At 33.9% G+C, this 19,993-nt stretch carries 20 protein-coding genes; 9 read left to right on the plus strand and 11 right to left on the minus strand.

Annotation, left to right across the window (positions count from 1 at the left end; genetic code table 11):
* Positions 1-19 precede the first annotated feature (19 nt).
* The gene (locus ACM55G_RS03695) at positions 20-715 is read left to right on the plus strand and encodes a type 1 glutamine amidotransferase (RefSeq protein WP_416842557.1); all 696 of its coding nucleotides are present in this window, start codon (positions 20-22) and stop codon (positions 713-715) included.
* Between the two features lie 83 nt (positions 716-798).
* Here the strand turns inward: ACM55G_RS03695 and metE are convergent, their stop codons facing one another.
* The gene (metE, locus tag ACM55G_RS03700; RefSeq protein WP_416842558.1) at positions 799-3,123 is read right to left on the minus strand and encodes a 5-methyltetrahydropteroyltriglutamate--homocysteine S-methyltransferase; all 2,325 of its coding nucleotides are present in this window, start codon (positions 3,121-3,123) and stop codon (positions 799-801) included.
* A gap of 155 nt (positions 3,124-3,278) precedes the next feature.
* Here metE and ACM55G_RS03705 point away from each other — a divergent pair, with 155 nt between their 5' ends.
* Together ACM55G_RS03705 and dgt are read left to right on the plus strand one after the other, a co-directional pair.
* Positions 3,279-3,740, plus strand: a complete 462-nt coding sequence (locus tag ACM55G_RS03705) for an Lrp/AsnC family transcriptional regulator (protein WP_416842560.1) — start codon at positions 3,279-3,281, stop codon at positions 3,738-3,740.
* Between the two features lie 59 nt (positions 3,741-3,799).
* Entirely contained in the window at positions 3,800-5,146 is a 1,347-nt protein-coding gene (gene dgt, locus ACM55G_RS03710; RefSeq protein ID WP_416842561.1) for a dGTP triphosphohydrolase, read from the plus strand.
* A 4-nt stretch (positions 5,147-5,150) separates the two neighbouring features.
* Here dgt and ACM55G_RS03715 read toward each other — a convergent pair whose 3' ends face one another.
* Positions 5,151-6,104: a DUF3078 domain-containing protein gene (locus ACM55G_RS03715; protein ID WP_416842562.1), complete on the minus strand. Its 954-nt coding sequence runs from the start codon at positions 6,102-6,104 to the stop codon at positions 5,151-5,153.
* A gap of 123 nt (positions 6,105-6,227) precedes the next feature.
* On the minus strand, positions 6,228-8,009 hold the full coding sequence (locus ACM55G_RS03720) for a 1-deoxy-D-xylulose-5-phosphate synthase (RefSeq protein ID WP_416842563.1): 1,782 nt from the start codon (positions 8,007-8,009) through the stop codon (positions 6,228-6,230).
* 38 nt (positions 8,010-8,047) lie between these two features.
* Between ACM55G_RS03720 and ACM55G_RS03725 the strand changes: the two genes are divergently transcribed.
* Positions 8,048-8,491: a nucleoside deaminase gene (locus ACM55G_RS03725; RefSeq protein WP_416842564.1), complete on the plus strand. Its 444-nt coding sequence runs from the start codon at positions 8,048-8,050 to the stop codon at positions 8,489-8,491.
* Positions 8,492-8,507: 16 nt separating this feature from the next.
* On the opposite strand, the gene ACM55G_RS03730 is transcribed toward ACM55G_RS03725, so the two are convergent.
* From ACM55G_RS03730 to ACM55G_RS03755, 6 genes are all read right to left on the minus strand, one after another.
* Positions 8,508-9,044 (minus strand): hypothetical protein, encoded by a 537-nt coding sequence (locus tag ACM55G_RS03730; protein WP_416842565.1) that lies wholly within the window; start codon positions 9,042-9,044, stop codon positions 8,508-8,510.
* A gap of 201 nt (positions 9,045-9,245) precedes the next feature.
* A complete protein-coding gene (locus ACM55G_RS03735) occupies positions 9,246-10,043 on the minus strand; it encodes an ArnT family glycosyltransferase (protein ID WP_416842566.1) in 798 nt (265 codons plus the stop codon).
* The gene (locus tag ACM55G_RS03740; RefSeq protein WP_416842567.1) at positions 10,043-10,420 is read right to left on the minus strand and encodes a GtrA family protein; all 378 of its coding nucleotides are present in this window, start codon (positions 10,418-10,420) and stop codon (positions 10,043-10,045) included. Before ACM55G_RS03740 ends, ACM55G_RS03735 begins: the two co-directional genes overlap by 1 nt.
* Positions 10,421-11,134 carry a phosphatase PAP2 family protein gene (locus ACM55G_RS03745; protein WP_416842568.1) on the minus strand — a complete coding sequence of 238 codons (714 nt, stop codon included), beginning with the start codon at positions 11,132-11,134 and terminating at the stop codon, positions 10,421-10,423.
* Positions 11,135-11,384: 250 nt separating this feature from the next.
* The gene (locus tag ACM55G_RS03750) at positions 11,385-12,929 is read right to left on the minus strand and encodes an Rne/Rng family ribonuclease (protein ID WP_416842569.1); all 1,545 of its coding nucleotides are present in this window, start codon (positions 12,927-12,929) and stop codon (positions 11,385-11,387) included.
* Between the two features lie 325 nt (positions 12,930-13,254).
* Positions 13,255-13,545, minus strand: coding sequence for an HU family DNA-binding protein (locus ACM55G_RS03755; RefSeq protein ID WP_016989051.1), 291 nt, complete (start codon positions 13,543-13,545; stop codon positions 13,255-13,257).
* Positions 13,546-13,678: 133 nt separating this feature from the next.
* On the opposite strand from ACM55G_RS03755, the gene mutY reads away from it, so the two are divergent.
* Genes mutY through gldD form a run of 4 tightly spaced genes read left to right on the plus strand, consistent with a single transcriptional unit; the run spans position 13,679 to position 17,088 of the window.
* Positions 13,679-14,716 carry an A/G-specific adenine glycosylase gene (gene mutY / locus ACM55G_RS03760; protein ID WP_416842570.1) on the plus strand — a complete coding sequence of 346 codons (1,038 nt, stop codon included), beginning with the start codon at positions 13,679-13,681 and terminating at the stop codon, positions 14,714-14,716.
* Positions 14,717-14,762: 46 nt separating this feature from the next.
* A complete protein-coding gene (locus tag ACM55G_RS03765; RefSeq protein WP_416842571.1) occupies positions 14,763-15,203 on the plus strand; it encodes a single-stranded DNA-binding protein in 441 nt (146 codons plus the stop codon).
* 22 nt (positions 15,204-15,225) lie between these two features.
* The gene (locus ACM55G_RS03770; protein WP_416842572.1) at positions 15,226-16,521 is read left to right on the plus strand and encodes a gliding motility-associated protein GldE; all 1,296 of its coding nucleotides are present in this window, start codon (positions 15,226-15,228) and stop codon (positions 16,519-16,521) included.
* Between the two features lie 6 nt (positions 16,522-16,527).
* A complete protein-coding gene (gene gldD / locus ACM55G_RS03775; RefSeq protein WP_416842573.1) occupies positions 16,528-17,088 on the plus strand; it encodes a gliding motility lipoprotein GldD in 561 nt (186 codons plus the stop codon).
* 63 nt (positions 17,089-17,151) lie between these two features.
* Here the strand turns inward: gldD and ACM55G_RS03780 are convergent, their stop codons facing one another.
* Positions 17,152-17,529: a heavy-metal-associated domain-containing protein gene (locus tag ACM55G_RS03780; RefSeq protein WP_416842574.1), complete on the minus strand. Its 378-nt coding sequence runs from the start codon at positions 17,527-17,529 to the stop codon at positions 17,152-17,154.
* Positions 17,530-17,635: 106 nt separating this feature from the next.
* Between ACM55G_RS03780 and ACM55G_RS03785 the strand changes: the two genes are divergently transcribed.
* Positions 17,636-18,502 carry a DMT family transporter gene (locus ACM55G_RS03785; protein ID WP_416842575.1) on the plus strand — a complete coding sequence of 289 codons (867 nt, stop codon included), beginning with the start codon at positions 17,636-17,638 and terminating at the stop codon, positions 18,500-18,502.
* A 74-nt stretch (positions 18,503-18,576) separates the two neighbouring features.
* On the opposite strand, the gene ACM55G_RS03790 is transcribed toward ACM55G_RS03785, so the two are convergent.
* Complete coding sequence (locus ACM55G_RS03790; protein WP_416842576.1) at positions 18,577-19,989, minus strand: M16 family metallopeptidase; 1,413 nt, start codon at positions 19,987-19,989, stop codon at positions 18,577-18,579.
* Positions 19,990-19,993: the final 4 nt, after the last annotated feature.

The following is a 19,993-nucleotide window of genomic DNA, read 5'->3' on the forward strand; positions in this document are numbered from 1 at the left end:
AGAACCTGCACGAGACAGTATGAGTAAAAAATTAAATATCCATTGTTTACAGCACGTTCCTTTTGAAGGTCTGGGTTGTATAGAGAATTGGATACAAGAGCACGGGCATTCCCTTTCGTATACCACATTATACCACAATCCTAAATTTCCGGATCTTGATACGATAGACGCCTTGATTATCTTGGGCGGTCCTATGAGTGTTCATGACGAAGCCAAATTCCCTTGGCTAAAAGACGAAAAAGAATTCATCAAATCCGCAATCGAGCAACGAAAAAAAATAATCGGAATCTGTCTGGGAGCGCAATTAATTTCAAATGTCTTGGGAGGAAAAGTTACGGATAATCAACAAAAAGAAATTGGCTGGTTTCCTGTTTCAATTTTAGATTCAAATGTTGCGTTATTGAAGGCTTATCCAAAATCATTTTCTGTTTTTCACTGGCATGGAGAAACGTTTTCGATTCCTGAAAATGCTATTCGCTTAATGGAATCAGAAGCCTGCGCAAATCAAGCTTTTTTATATAATGATCAAGTAGTGGGACTTCAATTCCATTTAGAAGTAACGGATGCCGCTATGAAAAAAATGGCTTTTCATGAGCAATCAGAATTAGTAAAAGACACGTATGTTCAAACCTATGATGAGATCGTAAGGAATACTACATTTATTAAAGAAAATAATCGACTGATGTTTTCGCTTTTGGATAATTTGTTTAAATAGAACCCGATTGTTTTTTAAAATAAACCCTAATAAATCGAGGATTTACTAGGGTTTTAATTTAGTGCTTACCTGAATTCAGGTTGTTAATCGATTGCAATGTTTGCGACAGCAATTCTCATTTCTTGAGCTGCGGCGACCATTTCGATTAGTGCTCTTTTAGTTTCGTCCCAATGACGGGTTTTTAAGCCACAGTCCGGATTTACCCAAAGCTGATCTACAGGAATCACTGCCGACGCTTTTTCTAATAATTTCACCATTTCGGAGCTAGAAGGAACACGAGGCGAGTGAATGTCATACACACCAGGTCCTATCTCGTTAGGATAATTAAAATCGGCGAAAGCATCCAGTAATTCCATTTGCGAACGCGAACATTCTATGGTGATCACATCGGCATCCATATCAGCAATATTTTGAATAATGTCGTTAAATTCACTGTAGCACATGTGGGTATGAATTTGGGTGTCATCTTTTACGCCACTTGCCGAAATTCTAAACGCTTTTACAGCCCAATCCAAATAGGTTGCCCATTCTTCTTTGCGTAAAGGCAATCCTTCTCGAATGGCGGGTTCGTCAATTTGAATAATCTTAATTCCTGCAGTTTCTAAATCGACTACTTCATCTCTAATCGCCAATGCAATTTGGATACAGGTTTCCGAGCGCGGCTGATCGTTACGGACAAAAGACCATTGCAAAATAGTAACGGGGCCGGTAAGCATTCCTTTTACCCATTTTGGCGTAAGCGATTGTGCAAAAGCCGACCATTTTACAGTCATTGGGTTGGGACGTGATACATCACCATAAATAACGGGAGGTTTCACGCAGCGGCTGCCATAACTTTGTACCCAACCATTTTTGGTAAACGTAAATCCGTCTAATTGTTCTCCAAAATATTCCACCATATCATTGCGTTCAAATTCTCCGTGAACCAATACATCGATTCCGGTTTCTTCTTGAAAACGAATCGTTTCTTCGGTTTCTTTTTGGAGTAAATCATCATATTGTTGTTGGTTTAATTCGCCTTTTTTGAACTTCGCTCTCCAGCTTCGTACTTCGGTAGTTTGTGGGAAAGAACCAATAGTTGTAGTTGGGAATAACGGAAGCTTTAAAACGTCTATTTGCTTTTTTCTACGGACTGAAAATGGATTTTCTCTTTGATCATCACCAGTTGTAATACTGGCAACCCGATTTTTTACCGCATCATTATGGATTAACTTTGATGTTTTTCGGTTTTCGTTGGCGGTTGTGTTTTCTTGAAATAGGACAGAATCAACAAGAGTTATCTCACCTGAAGCGAAATTTTGGAGCAGCACGACTTCTTCAATTTTTTGTTTGGCGAAAGCCAGCCATTGTTTGATTTCGGGAGTCAGCGTAGTATCATTAGTTTCTAAATCTAAATCACAGGGCGAGTGAATCAGGGAGCACGATGGCGCAATTAGGATTCTGTTTTCGCCAAGTGCGTCAGTTGCTTTCTGAATAAGGGCTAACGATTTTTTGAAATCATTTTTCCAAATATTTCTACCATCGACAACGCCTAGAGAAAGACTTACGTTGTCTGCTAATTGCCCTGATTCCAAGATATCATCCAATTGGGAATGACACCGAACCAAATCCAAATGCAAAGTGTGAACAGGTAAGGCAAGAACAGTTTCAAGATTTTCGCCAAAACAATCAAAATAGTTTGCAAGAATTAATTTGATTTTAGGGAAGCGTTTGTTGATTTCGGTATAGACATAAGTAATAGCGCTTCTTTCTTTATCGGTTAGATCCAAAGCCAAAATGGGTTCGTCAAATTGAATCCATGCTACATTTTCATTTTCCAGTTTTTGTAGAATTTCAAAATATACCGGCAGTAATTTATCAACAAGGTCTATTCTATGGAATCCTTCTTCTTTTTCTTTCCCAAGGAGCAAATACGTTACGGGTCCTAGTAGAACTGGTTTTGTTGCGATTCCTAAAGCATTGGCTTGTTTGAACTCGTCGATTATTTTTTCGGAGAATAATTTAAATTCTTGATCTTTTGTGAATTCTGGTACGATGTAATGGTAATTAGTGTCAAACCATTTTGTCATTTCCATGGCAACCACATCTTGTCCGTCTTTTTGCGAACCTCTGGCCATAGCAAAATACAAATCAATAGTGGAGTTTGTTTTTGCTAATTCTTGATAACGTTTTGGAATAACACCTAATGTAAGCGATAAATCCAGTACTTGATCGTAAAAGGAAAAGTCATTGGAAGGGATTAAATCGATTCCGGCTTCTGCTTGTAATTGCCAATTTTCCTTGCGGATTATTGCGCCTACAGTTAAAAGTTCTGCTACAGTAATTTTTCCTGCCCAATAGGATTCACAGGCTTTTTTTAATTCTCTGTTGCTACCAATTCTTGGATAACCTAGATTGTTTGTTTTCATTATATACAGTATTTTTTACTAGGCAAAGTTATTGTATTGGATATTTAAACTTAAATTAGCTTATTTTTTCAGTGAATAAAAGCATTATATAGATGTATGGTAGGTTTTAGTTCTGAATGAAACTTTAAAAATGATTTTTAACAGTAAAAAATACTATGGAAAATATCGACAGCATTGATTTGCAAATCTTAAAACACCTGCAAGAAAACTCGAACATCAATACTAAAGAGCTAGCAAGTAAATTATTTCTGACGGTTACACCAGTCTATGAACGTATAAAAAGACTGGAACGAGATGGCTATATTATGAAATATGTTGCCTTACTAGATAAGAAAAAATTAAATCTTGGGATGACTGTTTTTTGTAATGTTAGGCTAAAGGAACATGCCAAAAATGTGGGGAGTAATTTTGTAAAAGATATTGTTGCCCTTCCGGAAATTATCGAATGCTATAACATTGCAGGTGATTATGACTTTATGTTGAAAATATTGGTCGAAGATATGTCAAGCTATCAAGATTTTGTAATGAATAAATTATCAACTATTGAGAATATCGGGAATACTCAAAGTGTTTTTGTGATGGGAGAAATCAAGCATAGTACTGCATTATCCATTTGATTATTTACATTTTTGATTTGTCTTTCTGTATCTTTGAAACCAAATCCTAAAAACAAATCATGAACTGGGAACAACTTTTATCATTAAGAAGACAAGGCGACAAAGGCAAAAGATTACGTGTAGAACAGGACGATACCCGTTTGGGTTTTGAAGTAGATTATGATCGTATAATCTTCTCTTCTGCTTTTAGAAGTTTACAGGATAAAACACAGGTTATTCCATTGTCAAAAACTGATTTTGTGCATACCAGATTGACGCATAGTTTAGAAGTTTCGGTTGTTGGTCGTTCTTTAGGACGATTGGTTGGTAAGAAAATCATAGAAAAATATCCGCATTTAAAAGAAATTCACGGCTACCACATGAATGATTTTGGAGCGATTGTGGCCGCAGCATCCTTGGCGCATGATATTGGGAATCCGCCTTTTGGACATTCTGGTGAAAAAGCGATTGGAGAGTATTTTTCTATTGGGAAAGGACAACAATACAAAGACCAACTTACGGCAAAAGAATGGCAGGATTTAATTGATTTTGAAGGGAATGCTAATGGATTTTCAGTACTTACAGCAGGTCGTCCCGGAATTGAAGGAGGGCTCCGAATTTCGTATGCAACTCTTGGCGCTTTTATGAAATATCCAAAAGAAAGTTTACCGAAAAAACCAACCGCAGCTATTGCCGATAAAAAATACGGTTTCTTTCAAACTGAAAAAGCCTTTTTTCAGGATGTGGCTTCTGATATGGGTTTGATTCCAAATAAATCGGGAGACAATATAGGTTTTGAAAGGCATCCTTTGGCCTATTTGGTCGAAGCGGCTGATGATATTTGTTATACCATTATTGATTTTGAAGACGGAATAAACTTAGGATTAGTTTCCGAAGATTTTGCTTTAGAATATTTGATAAAATTGGTGAAAGATAGCATTGATACTTCTAAATACAAGACTTTAGAAACCAAAGAAGACCGAATAAGTTATTTGCGCGCTTTGGCAATCGGTAGTTTAATTAATGATGCAGTCAAAGTTTTTATCGAAAATGAAGCGTTAATTCTGGAAGGTAAATTCCCGTTTGCAATTATGGATAAAAGCAAGTACAAAGCACAAATGGATGATATTATCAAAATCAGCGTTAAAAACATATATCAAAGTCGTGAAGTCATCGAGAAAGAAATCGTTGGCTATCAAATTATACAAACTTTATTGGATAAATTCATAACCGCTTTCAATAATAAATTCAACGGAGAAGCATCAAATTATGATGCTCTAATCATGAAAATGTTGCCAGAGAAACATCATTTGGAAAAAGAAAATCTTTATGGAAGATTACTTCATATTTGTCATTATGTGTCTCTTTTGACTGATGGAAATGCACTCGAATTATTTGAAACGATAAATGGAAGAAAAAAATCTTAATTATTTAGAAAACATAAACTATTCCCACACCTAAAAGTTGTTTTAGTTGTGTTTTTGGACCTTCAGTAATTTGCTTGCCATCAATTTCTTTTTTTGTTTTTATATCATCATCATAGACTATTCTTGTTCCTATATTTGCTTTTACATACTGATTTACAACTAAGTCTAATGTTAAATCGCAATCGACATCAACATTGCCGAAATTATTAATGTAATCAGAGTATAAACTTAAGCGGTTTTCTATATTAATATTTTTGGCAATTTCTTTTTTATAAGAGCTAGTCACCAAAAAACCAAGTTCAGTTTTTGACTTTTTACCTTGAGATATTAAAAGTCCATTACTGTCATAAGTCGCTTTTTGAACACCAAAAGCACCTTGATCTGCTAATTTTTGATCTAAAACCAAGGTAGTTTTAAAAGTAAATGGCGAGATATAGAATATTCTATTTTTATCTTTATTGGTGTTTTCAGCTCCCATTCCCATAAACGCATACGCTGGAGCTAGAGGTTTGGATTTTGCAATTTCTTTGTTAGGATATGAATAACCATTTGAAAATTGTGAGTTCAAGTTAAATTTAGCAGTATGATACCAAGTAGAAAGGGTGTCATTTCGATAGCCAAATGAGGAATTAAACCGTATCACATCTTCGGTTTTTCTTACTTCTATTCCATCTTGTTTATTTAAACCATATCTGATAACAAGTTCGTTTACCCATTTGCGATTTTTTTTGGCATAAATTCTAGAAAAATCTCCTGTAATCAATCCTGATATGGAGCTTGTTCCACCAGCACTCCAATTGACAAAAGCAATTTCAGAGAGGTAGAAACCTAAACTATTTTTTTTTGTCCAAGGTGAAACCGTAATTATAGGGATTGGTGGGTATATTTTTAGTGCAACTGTCAAAGGTTCGAATGGAGTTACTTTTACAAGTGCAGTTGTAGGTATAAGCCCATCCATTAGGGGTATTATTTGCGTTTCTTGAGAAAAACTATTTATAGAAATTGTTAGTGAAAAGAAGAGCAGAGTATAGGATAATAATTTCATAAAAGCGTATTAATTTAAGGGCGAAAAATAATTATTTTAATAACTGGAAAAAAGGATTTCAAGACTTTTAACGTCAATTTTGCAATATTGTTGTAGTTCAGCAACAGTTCCCTGTTCGATAAATTCATCAGGAATCCCAAGAATAGTTATTTTTGAAGTATAATTATACTCTGATGCAAATTCGAGAATTGCACTTCCGAAACCGCCTTTGATAACGCCATCTTCTATTGTGATTATACTTTTAAATGTAGTAAAAATGGAGTGTAATTCATTTTTGTCTAATGGTTTAACAAAAGGAAAGTCGTAATGGGTAATGATTGTTGCATCTTTCATTTTGGCTATAGCCAAAGTAACAGTATTACCAATTGTTCCATTTGACAAAACGGCTACTTTCGAACCTTTTTTGATGCAAATACTTTTCCCGATTTCTATTTTTTCATACTTTCCAAGATGTTGAATTTGCCAATTTGCAATAACACCCCGACCTCTCGGATAACGAATCGCTATTGGATTATTTAAGCCCAATTGCGCGGTGTATAAAATATTTTGTAGGGCTATTTCATTCATCGGAGCATAAACAATTATGTTGGGAATACAACGTAAAAAAGCCAAATCGAAAACGCCGTGATGCGTTGCGCCATCCTCCCCCACTAAACCAGCTCTGTCTAAACAAAAAATTACTGGGAGGTTCTGTATGGCCACATCATGAATCACTTGATCGTAGCCTCTTTGTAAAAAAGTAGAATAGATATTGCAAAAAACCACCATGCCTTGCGTTGCCATTCCAGCGGCTAGAGTCACTGCATGTTGCTCTGCAATTCCTACATCAAAAGCACGTTTTGGGAAAGCGTCCATCATAAATTTCAAGGAACTTCCGGATGGCATAGCGGGCGTAATCCCTATAATTTTTTCATTTTTTTTAGCTAAATCTAAAATGGTCAATCCAAATACATCTTGATATTTTGGGGGTAAATTTTCTTCTGATTTAATGTGGATTTCTCCGGTTGCAGCGTCAAATTTTCCGGGTGCATGGTATTTCACCTGATTTTCTTCGGCTTGTTGTAACCCTTTTCCTTTTGTAGTAATAACATGGAGGAATTTTGGACCTTTTATTTTCTGTAATCGTTTTAATTCTTTTATAACTGCAAAAAGATCATGTCCGTCTATTGGTCCTGAATAATTAAAATTCAAAGACTTAATCATGTTGTTTTGTCTCGGATTTTTTCCTTCTTTTACGGCAGTGAGGTATTTTTTTAAAGCACCAACGCTTGGGTCAATGCCAATAGCGTTGTCATTTAGAATCACCAATAAATTAGCATCGGTAACTCCGGCGTGATTTAAGCCTTCAAAAGCCATTCCTGATGCGATGGAAGCGTCTCCAATCACCGCAATATGTTGTTTGTTGAAATCGCCTTTCAAATTAGAAGCAATTGCCATTCCCAAAGCTGCCGAAATAGAAGTAGAGGAGTGGCCTACGCCAAAAGGATCATAAATACTTTCACTTCTTTTTGGGAAACCGGAAATGCCACCCAGTTGCCTGTTAGTATGAAAATTTTCTCTTCTGCCCGTCAGTATTTTATGTCCGTACGCTTGATGTCCTACGTCCCAAATCAATAAATCATTTGGTGTTTCAAAAACATAATGCAAAGCAATGGTCAATTCTACAACTCCAAGACTTGCGCCGAGATGACCTTCTTTTACAGCCACAATATCGATAATGAAATCACGTAACTCTTGAGTGACTTGTGGAAGTTGCGCTTCGTCGAGCAGGCGTAAATCGGTTGGGTTATTTATGTTTGAAAGTAAATTATCTGACATAAAGCAAATGTACGAATTGAATTCTTATTTTTGCAGCTATGATAAATCCTTTCACCGACGAATATTTTATGAATAAAGCTTTACAGGAAGCAGAAATGGCTTTTGATAAAGGCGAAATACCTGTTGGAGCTGTTATTGTTGTTGATCATAAAGTGATTGCCAGAAGTCATAATTTAACCGAATTACTCAACGATGTTACGGCTCATGCCGAAATGCAATCCATCACGGCCGCAGCTAATTATCTTGGAGGAAAATATTTAATAGGATGTACACTTTATGTGACGTTGGAACCTTGTCAAATGTGCGCTGGCGCTTTGTACTGGAGCCAAATTTCAAAAATTGTTTTTGGTGCAACCGATGAAAATCGCGGTTTTACAAAAATGGGAACACAATTGCATCCTAAAACTACTGTTGTAAAGGGAGTGTTGGCTAATGAAGCTTCGGAGTTGATGAAACGATTTTTTGTGGAGAGAAGAAAATGATTAAATAGGACAACAGTTATTTTGCGTTATATCCTTCAAGCAAATAAACGAGCATATTTCTAGCATGCTTTTTATTTCTGAATTGTTGGATTATTACTGGGGGGTTAATTTTTTTAAACATCATTTTGTATTGCTGCTGCGGATCGCTAAAATTACTGGAAACTGTAATAAAATAGGCGTCATCACCATATTTTAGTTTTTTTCTATATTTATTTAGCCATTGATAGGTATGGATATCCTCTAATTTTCCTACGGCAATAAAATCTAAATGCATCGGTTGTGCAATATAATTGTCGATATGTGCACCTGGAAACCATTTGTTGTTAATGATAAAAGTAGTGGCCGTTTTTCCAGATTGAATGTCTTTTTTGTATGTTTTTTGAAATTCATTTTTGAAGAAATTCCAATCATACATATCTAATGTAACATCACCTTTACCAAATGTTTTTTCTTTTTTATCCCCAAGCGTTCCAGGAAAGTAATTGATTAACAGGATTCCAGAAATTGTTATTATCAGTATAAAAATACAAGATGAAAAGGCTAATTTATGCAATCTTAGATTTTTATTTTTTAAAGTTTGTACTTCGTCAGCAATGTAACAAGATGCGAGTATAATTAATGCTATAAATGCCGGCCCGGACCAATGAGGTAAAGTATCTCTGAATAATGAGACAAAAAGCAGTAAAAAAATTAATGGGATACTTATTAAAAGAAGTATTCTTTTAATAGGAGTTGAAATATTAATTTTGTTTATTTAAAGGGCAATTATTGATGTAAAAATTAAAAAATAATTAATTGGGTTGTTATAAAAAATACCTCCAAAAAATTCTCTAAAAAAACTACTCGGATTAATCCCATTATTAATGGAAACTCTATTGCTGTGAAAAGTATAGGTAATGAAATGATTATTAATATTCCAGATTAATACGGGTGAAATAATTAGTATGGTGATTAATACCGCAAGGTAGAGGTATTTATTAGCCAGCAGCACCCTTTTATAGCATAAAATATACAATCCAAAACCGAACCATAAAAATATACCATGAATCTTACTCATAATACACAAGCCGGCAACTAGTCCAAAAAGTAAAAGATTATATTTTAGATGGGTATCAGTTTTGGTAGTTGACACAATTTTGATAAGTAAAGAAACACAGATTATCCAAAAAAATAATTGTGGGGAATCAGGCATAATAAAAACACCTGCAATTATACTCGAATAAAAAGAACCGCTGAACAATAAAGCAGCTATAAAACCTGCTTTTTCATTCTTTATGTTTTTGCAAATAGTATAAATCAAATAGGTATTAACTCCTGCTAGAATAATAGGGCCTAAACGGATGAAAAGGTCGTTTGTGAAAAACAAATTGAGTGTTGTTAATCTGATAAGTAAGGCAACCATAGGTGGATGATCGAAATAATTCCACTGTAAATGTTGGGCATAAGTAACATAATAAACTTCATCGTTGCCCAGTCCTGTTGTAATTGCAATAATCCCTCTAACTAAAGTGGCGATAAGTATCAGTAAAAATAGCTTGTGCTTTTCTATCATTATAATTTAAAGGTATACAGTGTGTTGGCGGTGAAATTCCATACAACCACAATGATAGTAGCGATTACTTTGCAAACATAAAAATTGATTTTTGTATTTTTTTGAAGTAAATAAAGCAAAATTGTGTTTAACGTAAGACCTATGACTGAAATAATTAAAAAACTAAGAAACTGAGATGCAATATGGTTGTCGGTGTTATGAAAAGTAAAATATCTGTTGAGAATATAATTGTTCACAACGGCAAACGAAAATCCTAACGAGTTAGCGACATATTTATTTAGTCGTAATTTTTCTTTGCAAAACCATGTAATACAGAAATCGATTGCAAGACCTGTGAAACCAACCAATCCAAATTTTATAAATATAATGAAATCCATTTATCCGTTAGTTATTGAAGAGTTGGGAAAAGTAGTGCCCCAAGGTTTTAGTATCAGACGGCTTTGTTTAGTAACTATTTTGACGATTTTTAAACTAATTGTATCATACCAAGCTATAGATAAGGACGCAAATAAAATCCCTATTAGAACCCCGCCCAATACATCTATTAAAAAATGATGGGCTAAATATATTCTGGAATATGCTATCAAAAGCCCAAAGCCCAATGCTAAAACACTAACGCGTTTACTTGTAAAATAAGTAGAAAAAATTGTAGCCATTGCAAAGGCGGAAGCAGAATGGCCAGAAGGAAAACTTCGAAAACCAACTCTACTATTTACAAAAGTATCTAAATAAAATTTATATTTATGGACGGCAAAATACACACTTGGCCTAGGTGAAGTGATAATTGTTTTGAAAATTTGGGAAAATATACCTGAAACCAAATAAGCCAGTACTAAAAGCAAAGCTAGTTTTCTATGCTTTTTGAAAAAAACAAAAATTACTGAACTGACTAAAAAAGTGAATATGCCATCTCCCAAAAAAGTGATATTTTGAAAGAAGACGTTTAGGTTTTTTGTGTGAAAACTATTCAAAAAAATAAAACCGTCAGTTCTTGAAAGAACGCATAAAAAAACAATAATAGTTATTGTTAACAGCAAATTAATTTTATAGAACAAACTATTTTTATATAGTAAGGTTAAAAGTGTATCCATTTTCAAAAGAAATATTTCTACAAAATTAAGCGGTTACTGTATTCTTAATAGATATTAAATATTATAAAAATAAAATCAAATCGTAAAACGAATGTTAGCTAGTATGAGATTTCCTCTATAAATCCAAGGGCTGTATAGACTTAACACGACATCAACGATACGGAAAACCCAAATAGCATCTCAAAAAAAGACATAAAAAAACCGCCAATCTCACGAAAGGCGGTTTTTTATTCTAAATTTATTTCAGAATCTATTCTATAATAACATTTTCTTTTTTATCGTAGAAATGATATTCTAAATACGTGTAAGCGTCACGAGGTATGATTTTTACCCACTTTTTATGTTCAAGAAACCATTTTGAACGTAACGATGGAAAACCTTTGGTAAGGTATGCGGCTACAAATGGATGTACATTAAGTACTACTTCTTTGTGGTGTTTTAAAACTGTTTCTAAATCGGAAGCAATTTTATCAATGATTAATATTGGAGCTTCTATTTCTCCATTTTCATTGTTTGGATCTTCTTCTCTAGTTTTAATGTTTACTTCTGGTCTCACTCTTTGTCTTGTAATCTGGACTAATCCAAATTTGCTCGGAGGTAAGATTTTATGTTTTGCTTTATCATCGCTCATTTCTTCCCTTAGGAATTCGAACAAAACTTTACGATTTTCTGGATTAGACATATCGATAAAATCAACTACAATGATACCACCCATATCACGAAGACGCAATTGTCTTGCAATTTCAGCAGCAGCAATCATATTCACTTCCATGGCGGTATCTTCCTGGTTGGTAGCTTTATTAGAACGGTTTCCGCTGTTTACGTCTATAACGTGCAAAGCTTCAGTGTGTTCGATAATAAGATAGGCCCCTTTACTCATGGATACTGTTTTTCCAAAAGAAGTTTTGATTTGTCTCTCTATGTTATATTTCTCAAAAATAGGCGTGTCATTTGATTGATAAAACTTAACAATTGATTGTTTTGAAGGTGCAATTTCTTGCAAATAGTCCTTCGTTTGGTTGTACAACTCTTCATCATCAATTTGAATACCACTAAAGGTATCATTAAATACGTCTCTTAATATAGAAGAGGCTCTGTTGAGTTCTCCTAGTACTTTGGACGGATGATGAGCAGTCGGTAATTTTTTACACATTGCAGTCCATCTGCTAAGCAGGTTCTGCAAATCTTTTTCTAATTCGGCTGTATTTTTGCCTTCGGCTACTGTGCGAACAATAACACCAAATCCTTTTGGTTTGATGGATTGTACCAATCGTTTCAAGCGTTCTTTTTCCTTTTTGTCTTCTATTTTTTGAGAAATAGAAACGCGGTCAGAAAACGGAACTAAAACTATAAATCTTCCGGCAAGAGATAGCTCAGCGCTAATTCTTGGTCCTTTTGTAGATATTGGTTCTTTGACGACTTGTACTAAAATAGATTGATTAGCGCTAATTACATCAGTAATAGTGCCGTCTTTATCTATCTCTTTTTCAAACTGAAAGGTTTTTAGGGAGAAATCTTTTAATTTACCTGCGCTTACAAGTTTTATGAATTTCAGTTGGGAAGATAAATTAGGTCCTAAATCGTGATAATGTAAAAAAGCATCTTTTTCGAAGCCTACATTTACAAAAGCAGCATTAAGTCCGGCAACTGGTTTCCTTATTTTGGCAATAAAAATATCACCTACTTGGAAGTTGCTTTTTTCTTCTTCTTTGTGTAATTCAATTAGTTTTCCATCTTTTAATAAGGCAAAATCTACGGCTTCAGAACTAGATCTAATGATTAATTCTTTATTCACACTGTAAATTTTTTATCTATTCGCCAAGGCGAACAAATGGATTAAACAATATTTTAACAGGTATTGAACCCGGGGAGATTTTAGATTTCTGAGTTTTGATTCTTGATTTTAGATTTTTCAAATCTGCAATCTTAAATCGGTAATCTAGAATCTTAAATCTCAATTTCAATGAACTTTTAAAAAGAAAAAAGTAGTTTAAAACTACTTTTTCTTTTTGTGACGGTTAGCTCTCGCTCTTTTTTTACGTTTGTGAGTTGCTACCTTATGTCTCTTTCTTTTTTTACCGCTTGGCATATCTTGAAGATTTTATGATTAATTAATTATATTATTTTGCTTCGTTATTTATTTTTACTCCTTCTACAAAAACTTTTGCAGGTTTGAAAGCTGGGATATTATGTGCAGGAATTTTTATTGTTGTATTTTTAGAGATATTTCTACCTGTTTTTTCTGCTCTAGTTTTTACGATAAAACTTCCAAAACCTCTTAAATATACATTGTCTCCAGTTTCTAATGAATTTTTTACTTCATTCATAAAAGTCTCTACAGTTGCTTGCACATCTCCTTTTTCAAGACCTAATTTTTCTGAAATTTTTGCTACGATATCTGCTTTCGTCATTTTCTTTCCTATTTATTATGTTGTACTATTTTTTTGAGTTTGCAAATATAGGAATTTAAAAAACAATTATTCAAGCTAATTCATTAAATTTTAATAACATAAACTTTTACTTTTGCCAACAAATAATTAAAATATGATTTTTTCTAACGTATTAATACAATGGTACTTACGTAATAAGCGCGATTTGCCTTGGCGAAATACTACCAATCCGTATCCTATTTGGCTATCGGAAATTATGTTGCAACAAACAAGAGTAGCCCAAGGGATGCCTTATTTCCTGTCTTTTACAGAGGCGTTTCCCACTGTTTTTGATTTGGCGAAAGCCGATGAAGAACAAGTTTTGAAACTTTGGCAAGGTTTGGGATATTATTCTCGTGCCAGAAATTTGCACAAAACGGCTCAGCATGTAGCGGAAGAATTAGGAGGAGTTTTTCCTAGTACTTATAAGGACTTGTTACAATTGAAAGGAATTGGAGAATATACCGCTGCCGCAATTGCTTCTTTTTCGTATAATGAAGTGATTCCTGTTGTTGATGGAAATGTATTCCGGGTTTTATCGCGTTATTTTGATATTCAAACTGATATTGCTGCGGCTTCGGCCAAAAAAGAATTTGCTGCTCTGGCTTTTGAATTAATGCCAAAAGACAATCCCGCGATTTTCAATCAAGCCATCATGGAGTTTGGTGCCTTGCAATGCGTTCCTAAAAGCCCTAATTGTGGCATTTGTGTTTTTAACGAAAGTTGCGCCGCTTTACAAAAAAATAAAGTAGACCAATTGCCTGTAAAATCTAAGAAACTGAAAGTAAGGAATCGCTTTTTTAATTATTTGGTTGTCAATGACCAGAACGAAAATACAATAATTCAAAAGCGAACTGATAAAGGAATTTGGCATAATCTATACGAGTTCCCTTTGATAGAAACCGAAAAAGTGGAAGATTTTGATTTTATTACGCAACGTATTCAAAAAGAATTTTTTACTAATAATGATATTGTCAGTATAATGGAGTGTAATGAAAAGAGCATCGTTCATAAATTATCGCACCAACACTTGCACATTAAGTTTTGGAAAGTAAATATAAAAGGAACAATTGAAAACGGAATTGATGTTGTGAGTTTAAGAACATTCCCTTTCCCAATTGTGATTCATAATTTTATTGAAAAGGATTTATAAAGTTTCTAAAAAAATGTATCTTTGATAGAAATACAATTATACTATTATGAATGGAACATTGAATAAGGTTATGTTGATAGGTCATCTTGGTGATGAAGTCAAAATGCATTATTTTGATGGGGGAAATTGTATCGGTAGATTTCAATTGGCAACAAACGAAGTTTATATTAATAAAACGACTAACGAAAAAATTAGTTCTACAGAGTGGCATAATTTGGTTGTGCGCAATAAAGCGGCTGAACTTTGTGAAAAGTATCTTTCTAAAGGTGATAAAATTTATGTAGAAGGTCGATTAAAATCCCGACAATGGCAAGCTGAGGATGGCTCTACTAAATACACAACTGAAATTCAAGTAACCGAGTTTACTTTTTTAACCACAAAAAAGGATAACGAGAACAACAAACAAATTCAAAATTCAGAATCCGTAAAAAACACTAACTTTGACCCGCAAAACAACGGTTTGCCAATCAATGATTTGCCGTTTTGATATTTAACTAATCTTTTTTAATTTGGACCCAGAGCCCAGTTTATTTTTTGCGTACACCATAGACACTGACTTGGTGTTTGGTTTTGTTGGCATATTTGCCTTACTTTTTTGTTCTGCAATTGTTTCAGGAGCCGAAGTGGCACTGTTTTCATTGTCTCAAAAAGACATTGATGAAACATTACAAGAAAACGTTTCAAAAGGGAAAATTATCTCGGATCTATTAGAAAAACCCAAAAAACTTTTAGCTACACTTCTGGTCGCCAATAATTTCATTAACATTGGAGTTGTAATTTTGTTTTCATTTGTTGGAAAAAATCTCTTTGCCGCTGTAAATTCTCCTATTTTAAAATTCATTCTAGAAGTAATTGTAGTTACTTTTCTATTGCTGTTGTTTGGGGAGGTTTTACCAAAAGTATACGCAAGCAGAAATAATATTAAGTTTGCTAAGTTGATTGCGTATCCTATAGCAGCGCTTGATAAATTGCTTGCGCCAATAAGTTTGCCGATGCGTAAAACCACTATTTATTTGCATAATAAATTGGGAAAACAAAAGACTAATTTTTCAGTAAATCAACTGTCACAGGCACTAGAGCTTACAGATTCAGACGAAACAACTTCAGATGAACAAAAAATATTAGAAGGAATTGTGAGTTTTGGAAATACGGATACTAAGCAGGTGATGAGCCCCAGAATTGATATTTTTGCTTTAGAAATAGAGGAGCTTTTTTCAGCTATTTGCCCAAAAATCATAGAAAAAGGATATTCAAGAATTCCGGTTTACCGTGATAATATAGATCAGATAGAAGGCGTTTTGTTTGTGAAAGATTTATTGCCACACATTAACACTAATGAATTTGATTGGAAGTCATTATTAAGAGAACCGTTTTTTGTTCCAGAAAATAAAAAATTAGATAATTTGTTGAAGGATTTCCAAAGTATGAAAAGTCATTTGGCCATTGTAGTTGATGAATACGGAGGAACTTCCGGTTTAGTTTCTTTGGAAGATGTGATCGAAGAAATCGTTGGTGATATCAGTGACGAATTTGATGATGATAATATCAATTTTTCTCAAATTGATGATAAAAATTATCTTTTTGAAGGGAAAATAAATCTCAAAGATTTCTATAGAATTATCGATGTAGATGAAGAATTATTCGAAATTAAAAAAGGAGAAGCCGAAACATTAGCTGGATTTATTCTTGAGATTTTAGGGAATTTTCCCAAAAAAGATCAGAAAATCGCATTTGAAAACTGCCAATTTACGGTAGAAGCGGTAGATAAAAAAAGAATTAAACAAATAAAAGTAACGATTGAATAATTAAAAATGTTTAAAAAAATAATCACTTTTTCAATAATACTACTATCATTATTGAGTATTAGTTGTAAAGACGATGTTTTACCAAAACCATCAAGCTATTTGCGATTGGATTACCCAGAAGCAAAATATGTAAATTTCGAAAATGAATGTCCATTTGCTTTTGAGATGAATTCGGGGGCTGTTATCAAAGGAGAAAAAGATTGCGGATTTACCATTACGTATCCAAAAATGAAAGCCACTATTTATCTGACTTATAAACCAGTGAATGATAATATTAATAAATTGTTGCGTGATGCTCAAAAACTCACTTACGAACATGTTATAAAAGCAGATGATATATTGGAACAACCGTATTTAAATCCTAAACGAAAGGTCTATGGCATGTTTTATCAGGTAGATGGAAATGCGGCCACTAACTCGCAGTTTTATGCAACGGACAGTACAAAACATTTTGTAACCGGCTCTATCTATTTCTATGCTAAACCTAATTTTGATTCTATTATGCCAGCAGCGAGTTATGTCAAAAATGATATGCAAAGGTTGATGGAGACCTTGAAATGGAAATAGTATTTTATAAAAAAAGCTTCTCAAATTTGAGAAGCTTTTTTTATAAAAATGAAATAGTACTGATTACGATTTCATTTTCGAAACTTTATATGTTTTACCGTCAGCCGTTGCTTCGACAACTTTTGTCAGGCTTTCAGGATTTTGAACAGTTTTGTCAAAAGTTACAGTTGCCAGTTTTTTATCAAAATCTACTGTGGCTTTTTGTACACCATCCAGACCGGATAATTCGCTTTCTATTGTTTTTGCACAACCAATTGCACAAGTCATTCCTTCTACTTTAAAACTTGCTGTTTGCAAATTAGCGGATGCTATTTCTTTTTTAACTTTCGGAGTAGTAGTCTCTGATAAAGTTGCCTTATCAGTTTCTTCAGTGTTTTTTTTGCAACTTACAAATAAAAGACCTACAAGGGCTATCGCTGCTATTGATTTTGTAAAATTCATTTTTATTGGGTTTTAAATTAAAGGTCTAATTATCAGCTGCAAAATTAATGAAAAAAAGAAGTCCTATTTCATAAAATTATTACAATTTTGGGGCAAAATTAGATTTATGAATGCAAGACAATTGAAATGGGTTTACTTGATAATTCTTGCCTTAATCTGGGGAAGTTCATTTATATTAATAAAAAAGGGATTAGTGGGTTTAACTGCTTTACAATTAGGTTCTTTGCGAATCTTGTTTGCAGCGGTTTTTTTGTTAGTGATAGGTTTTAAAAGTTTAGCCAAAATTCCTAAAGAAAAATGGAAATATATCGCACTTACTTCGTTGTTTGGGACATTCACACCTGCGTACCTTTTTGCCATTGCCGAAACTGAGATTGATAGTTCTATAACCGCTATTCTTAATTCCTTGACTCCCCTAAATACTTTGATTTTGGGGGCTATGGCTTTTGGGATAAATTTCAAAAGAAGTCAGGTTTGGGGTGTTTTTATAGGTCTTATAGGTAGTTTGCTTTTAGTTTTTAACGGTGCTATAAATCATCCGGAGCAAAATTATTATTACGCTATTTTGGTTATAGTCGCTTCTGTTTGCTATGCCATAAATGTCAATTTATTAAAAAAATATTTACATGATTTGAGTCCGTTGAGTATCACTACCGGGAATTTTGCTTTTCTGTTGTTGCCAACATTGCTTATTTTATTTTTCTCTGGTTTTTTTGATGTAATTCATGTTGATGCCGTACAGCATTCAGTGTTGTTTATTATGATTTTGGGAGTAGTGGGAACTGGAATTGCTAATATTCTTTTCTTTAAATTAATACAGATGTCTTCGCCGGTTTTTGCTACTTCGGTAACGTACCTAATTCCAATAGTTGCTTTCTTTTGGGGATTATTAGACAATGAAATGTTGACGTCAGTTCAGTTCTTCGGTGCATTTATTATTTTGATTGGAGTTTATTTATCGGCAAAGAAGTAGAAATGAGTAGATAACAAAGAAAGCTGTCTTTCTGGACAGCCTTCTTTGTTATAAGTAAGAGAAAATAGAAATTATTAGTAAACTGGTCTTTCTACAGGATTTCCATAATTGTCAAAATAAAATATAGGGATATTTAATTTTTCTAATCCTGGAATTACTTCCGATCCTTTTCCGGCAATTATAATTCGGGTATTGTCTAAAAGGAAATACTTATCGGCAGCACGAAGAATATCACCTGCTGTCACTGCGTTTATGGTTTTGATGTAATTTTCATAGAAATCAGCAGGAAGATCTTCGGTTTCTATGTTTAAAGCGTATCGTGCTATTGCCTGAGGTTTTTCCACTTGCATTACAAACCGACCTATATATCCGGCTTTTACACTTTTAAGTAATTCAGGAGATACTTTCTCGGTTCTTATTTTTTTAATTTCTTTGATGAATTCCACAACAGCACTATCTGTAACGGTACTTTTTACAGAGGAGGCTGACTTTATTTTTGTTACGTATTTTCCAGAGCCAATGATTGCATTTGCACCATAAGTCCAGCCGTTTTTTTCTCTTAAATTCATATTGAGGTAACTATTGAAATCTCCGCCAAGAATATAAGTTGCAATAACTGCGGGGAAGAAATCAGGATCGCTCATTTTTAAATTCACGGTATTCACTAACGAAATCTCGGATTGAACGGCATTAGGGAGATCAATAAAATTGATTTGGGTAAAGGGTACGTTTTGCGGAGCTGCATAAGTCAGTTTTGGAGTGCTTCTTTTTTCCCATGAACCAAAAAGTCTTTCAACAATAGGTTTTACATCATCATATTTAATGTCTCCAATAATTACCAAATAGCCATTTTCGGGTACGAAGTAGTTTCGATAATTGGATTCCACATCAGCAAGCGTAACGTTTTTAATTGTTTCTTCAGTTATATACTCTCCAGAAGGATGGTTTTTTCCAAAGGCAAGTGCGTCAACCACTCTGTTCGCAATTGCAGGAACGCTTTTTTCTTGCGCTTTGAGTCCTTCTAATAATTTGGCTTTTTCTTTGTCGAATTCTTCTTGGGTGAATTTTGGATGCAATGCTCCGTAAGCCATGAGTTCTAAAATTCTTCCTGAATATCTAGAAAGAGAACTGGCATAAGCGCCTTGTGAGCTAAAGTTGATATTGGCACCCAAGAAATCAATTTCTTCGTTGAAAGCATCTTTTGCAATTTTTATACTTCCGTTTCCTATCAGGTTATTGCATAATTCATCAACGCCTTTTTTATTGCCTTCTGCAAATGGAGCGTTGTCTAATGCAAGATTAAAAGTCACTCGGGGTAATTTGTGATTTTCTACAATCATCACTTTTAAACCATTGTCTAAAATAAAGGTTTGTGGCTTTTTTATATTTACTACTGGAGAAGCTCCAGGTTTTGGTTGTGGACGATTTTGTGCTTGCATGATTCCTGTTATGAACAAAGTGAATAATAGAATAGTTGTTTTTTTCATGATT

It is taken from the genome of Flavobacterium algoriphilum (assembly GCF_048158655.1).
Lineage (GTDB): Bacteria > Bacteroidota > Bacteroidia > Flavobacteriales > Flavobacteriaceae > Flavobacterium > Flavobacterium algoriphilum.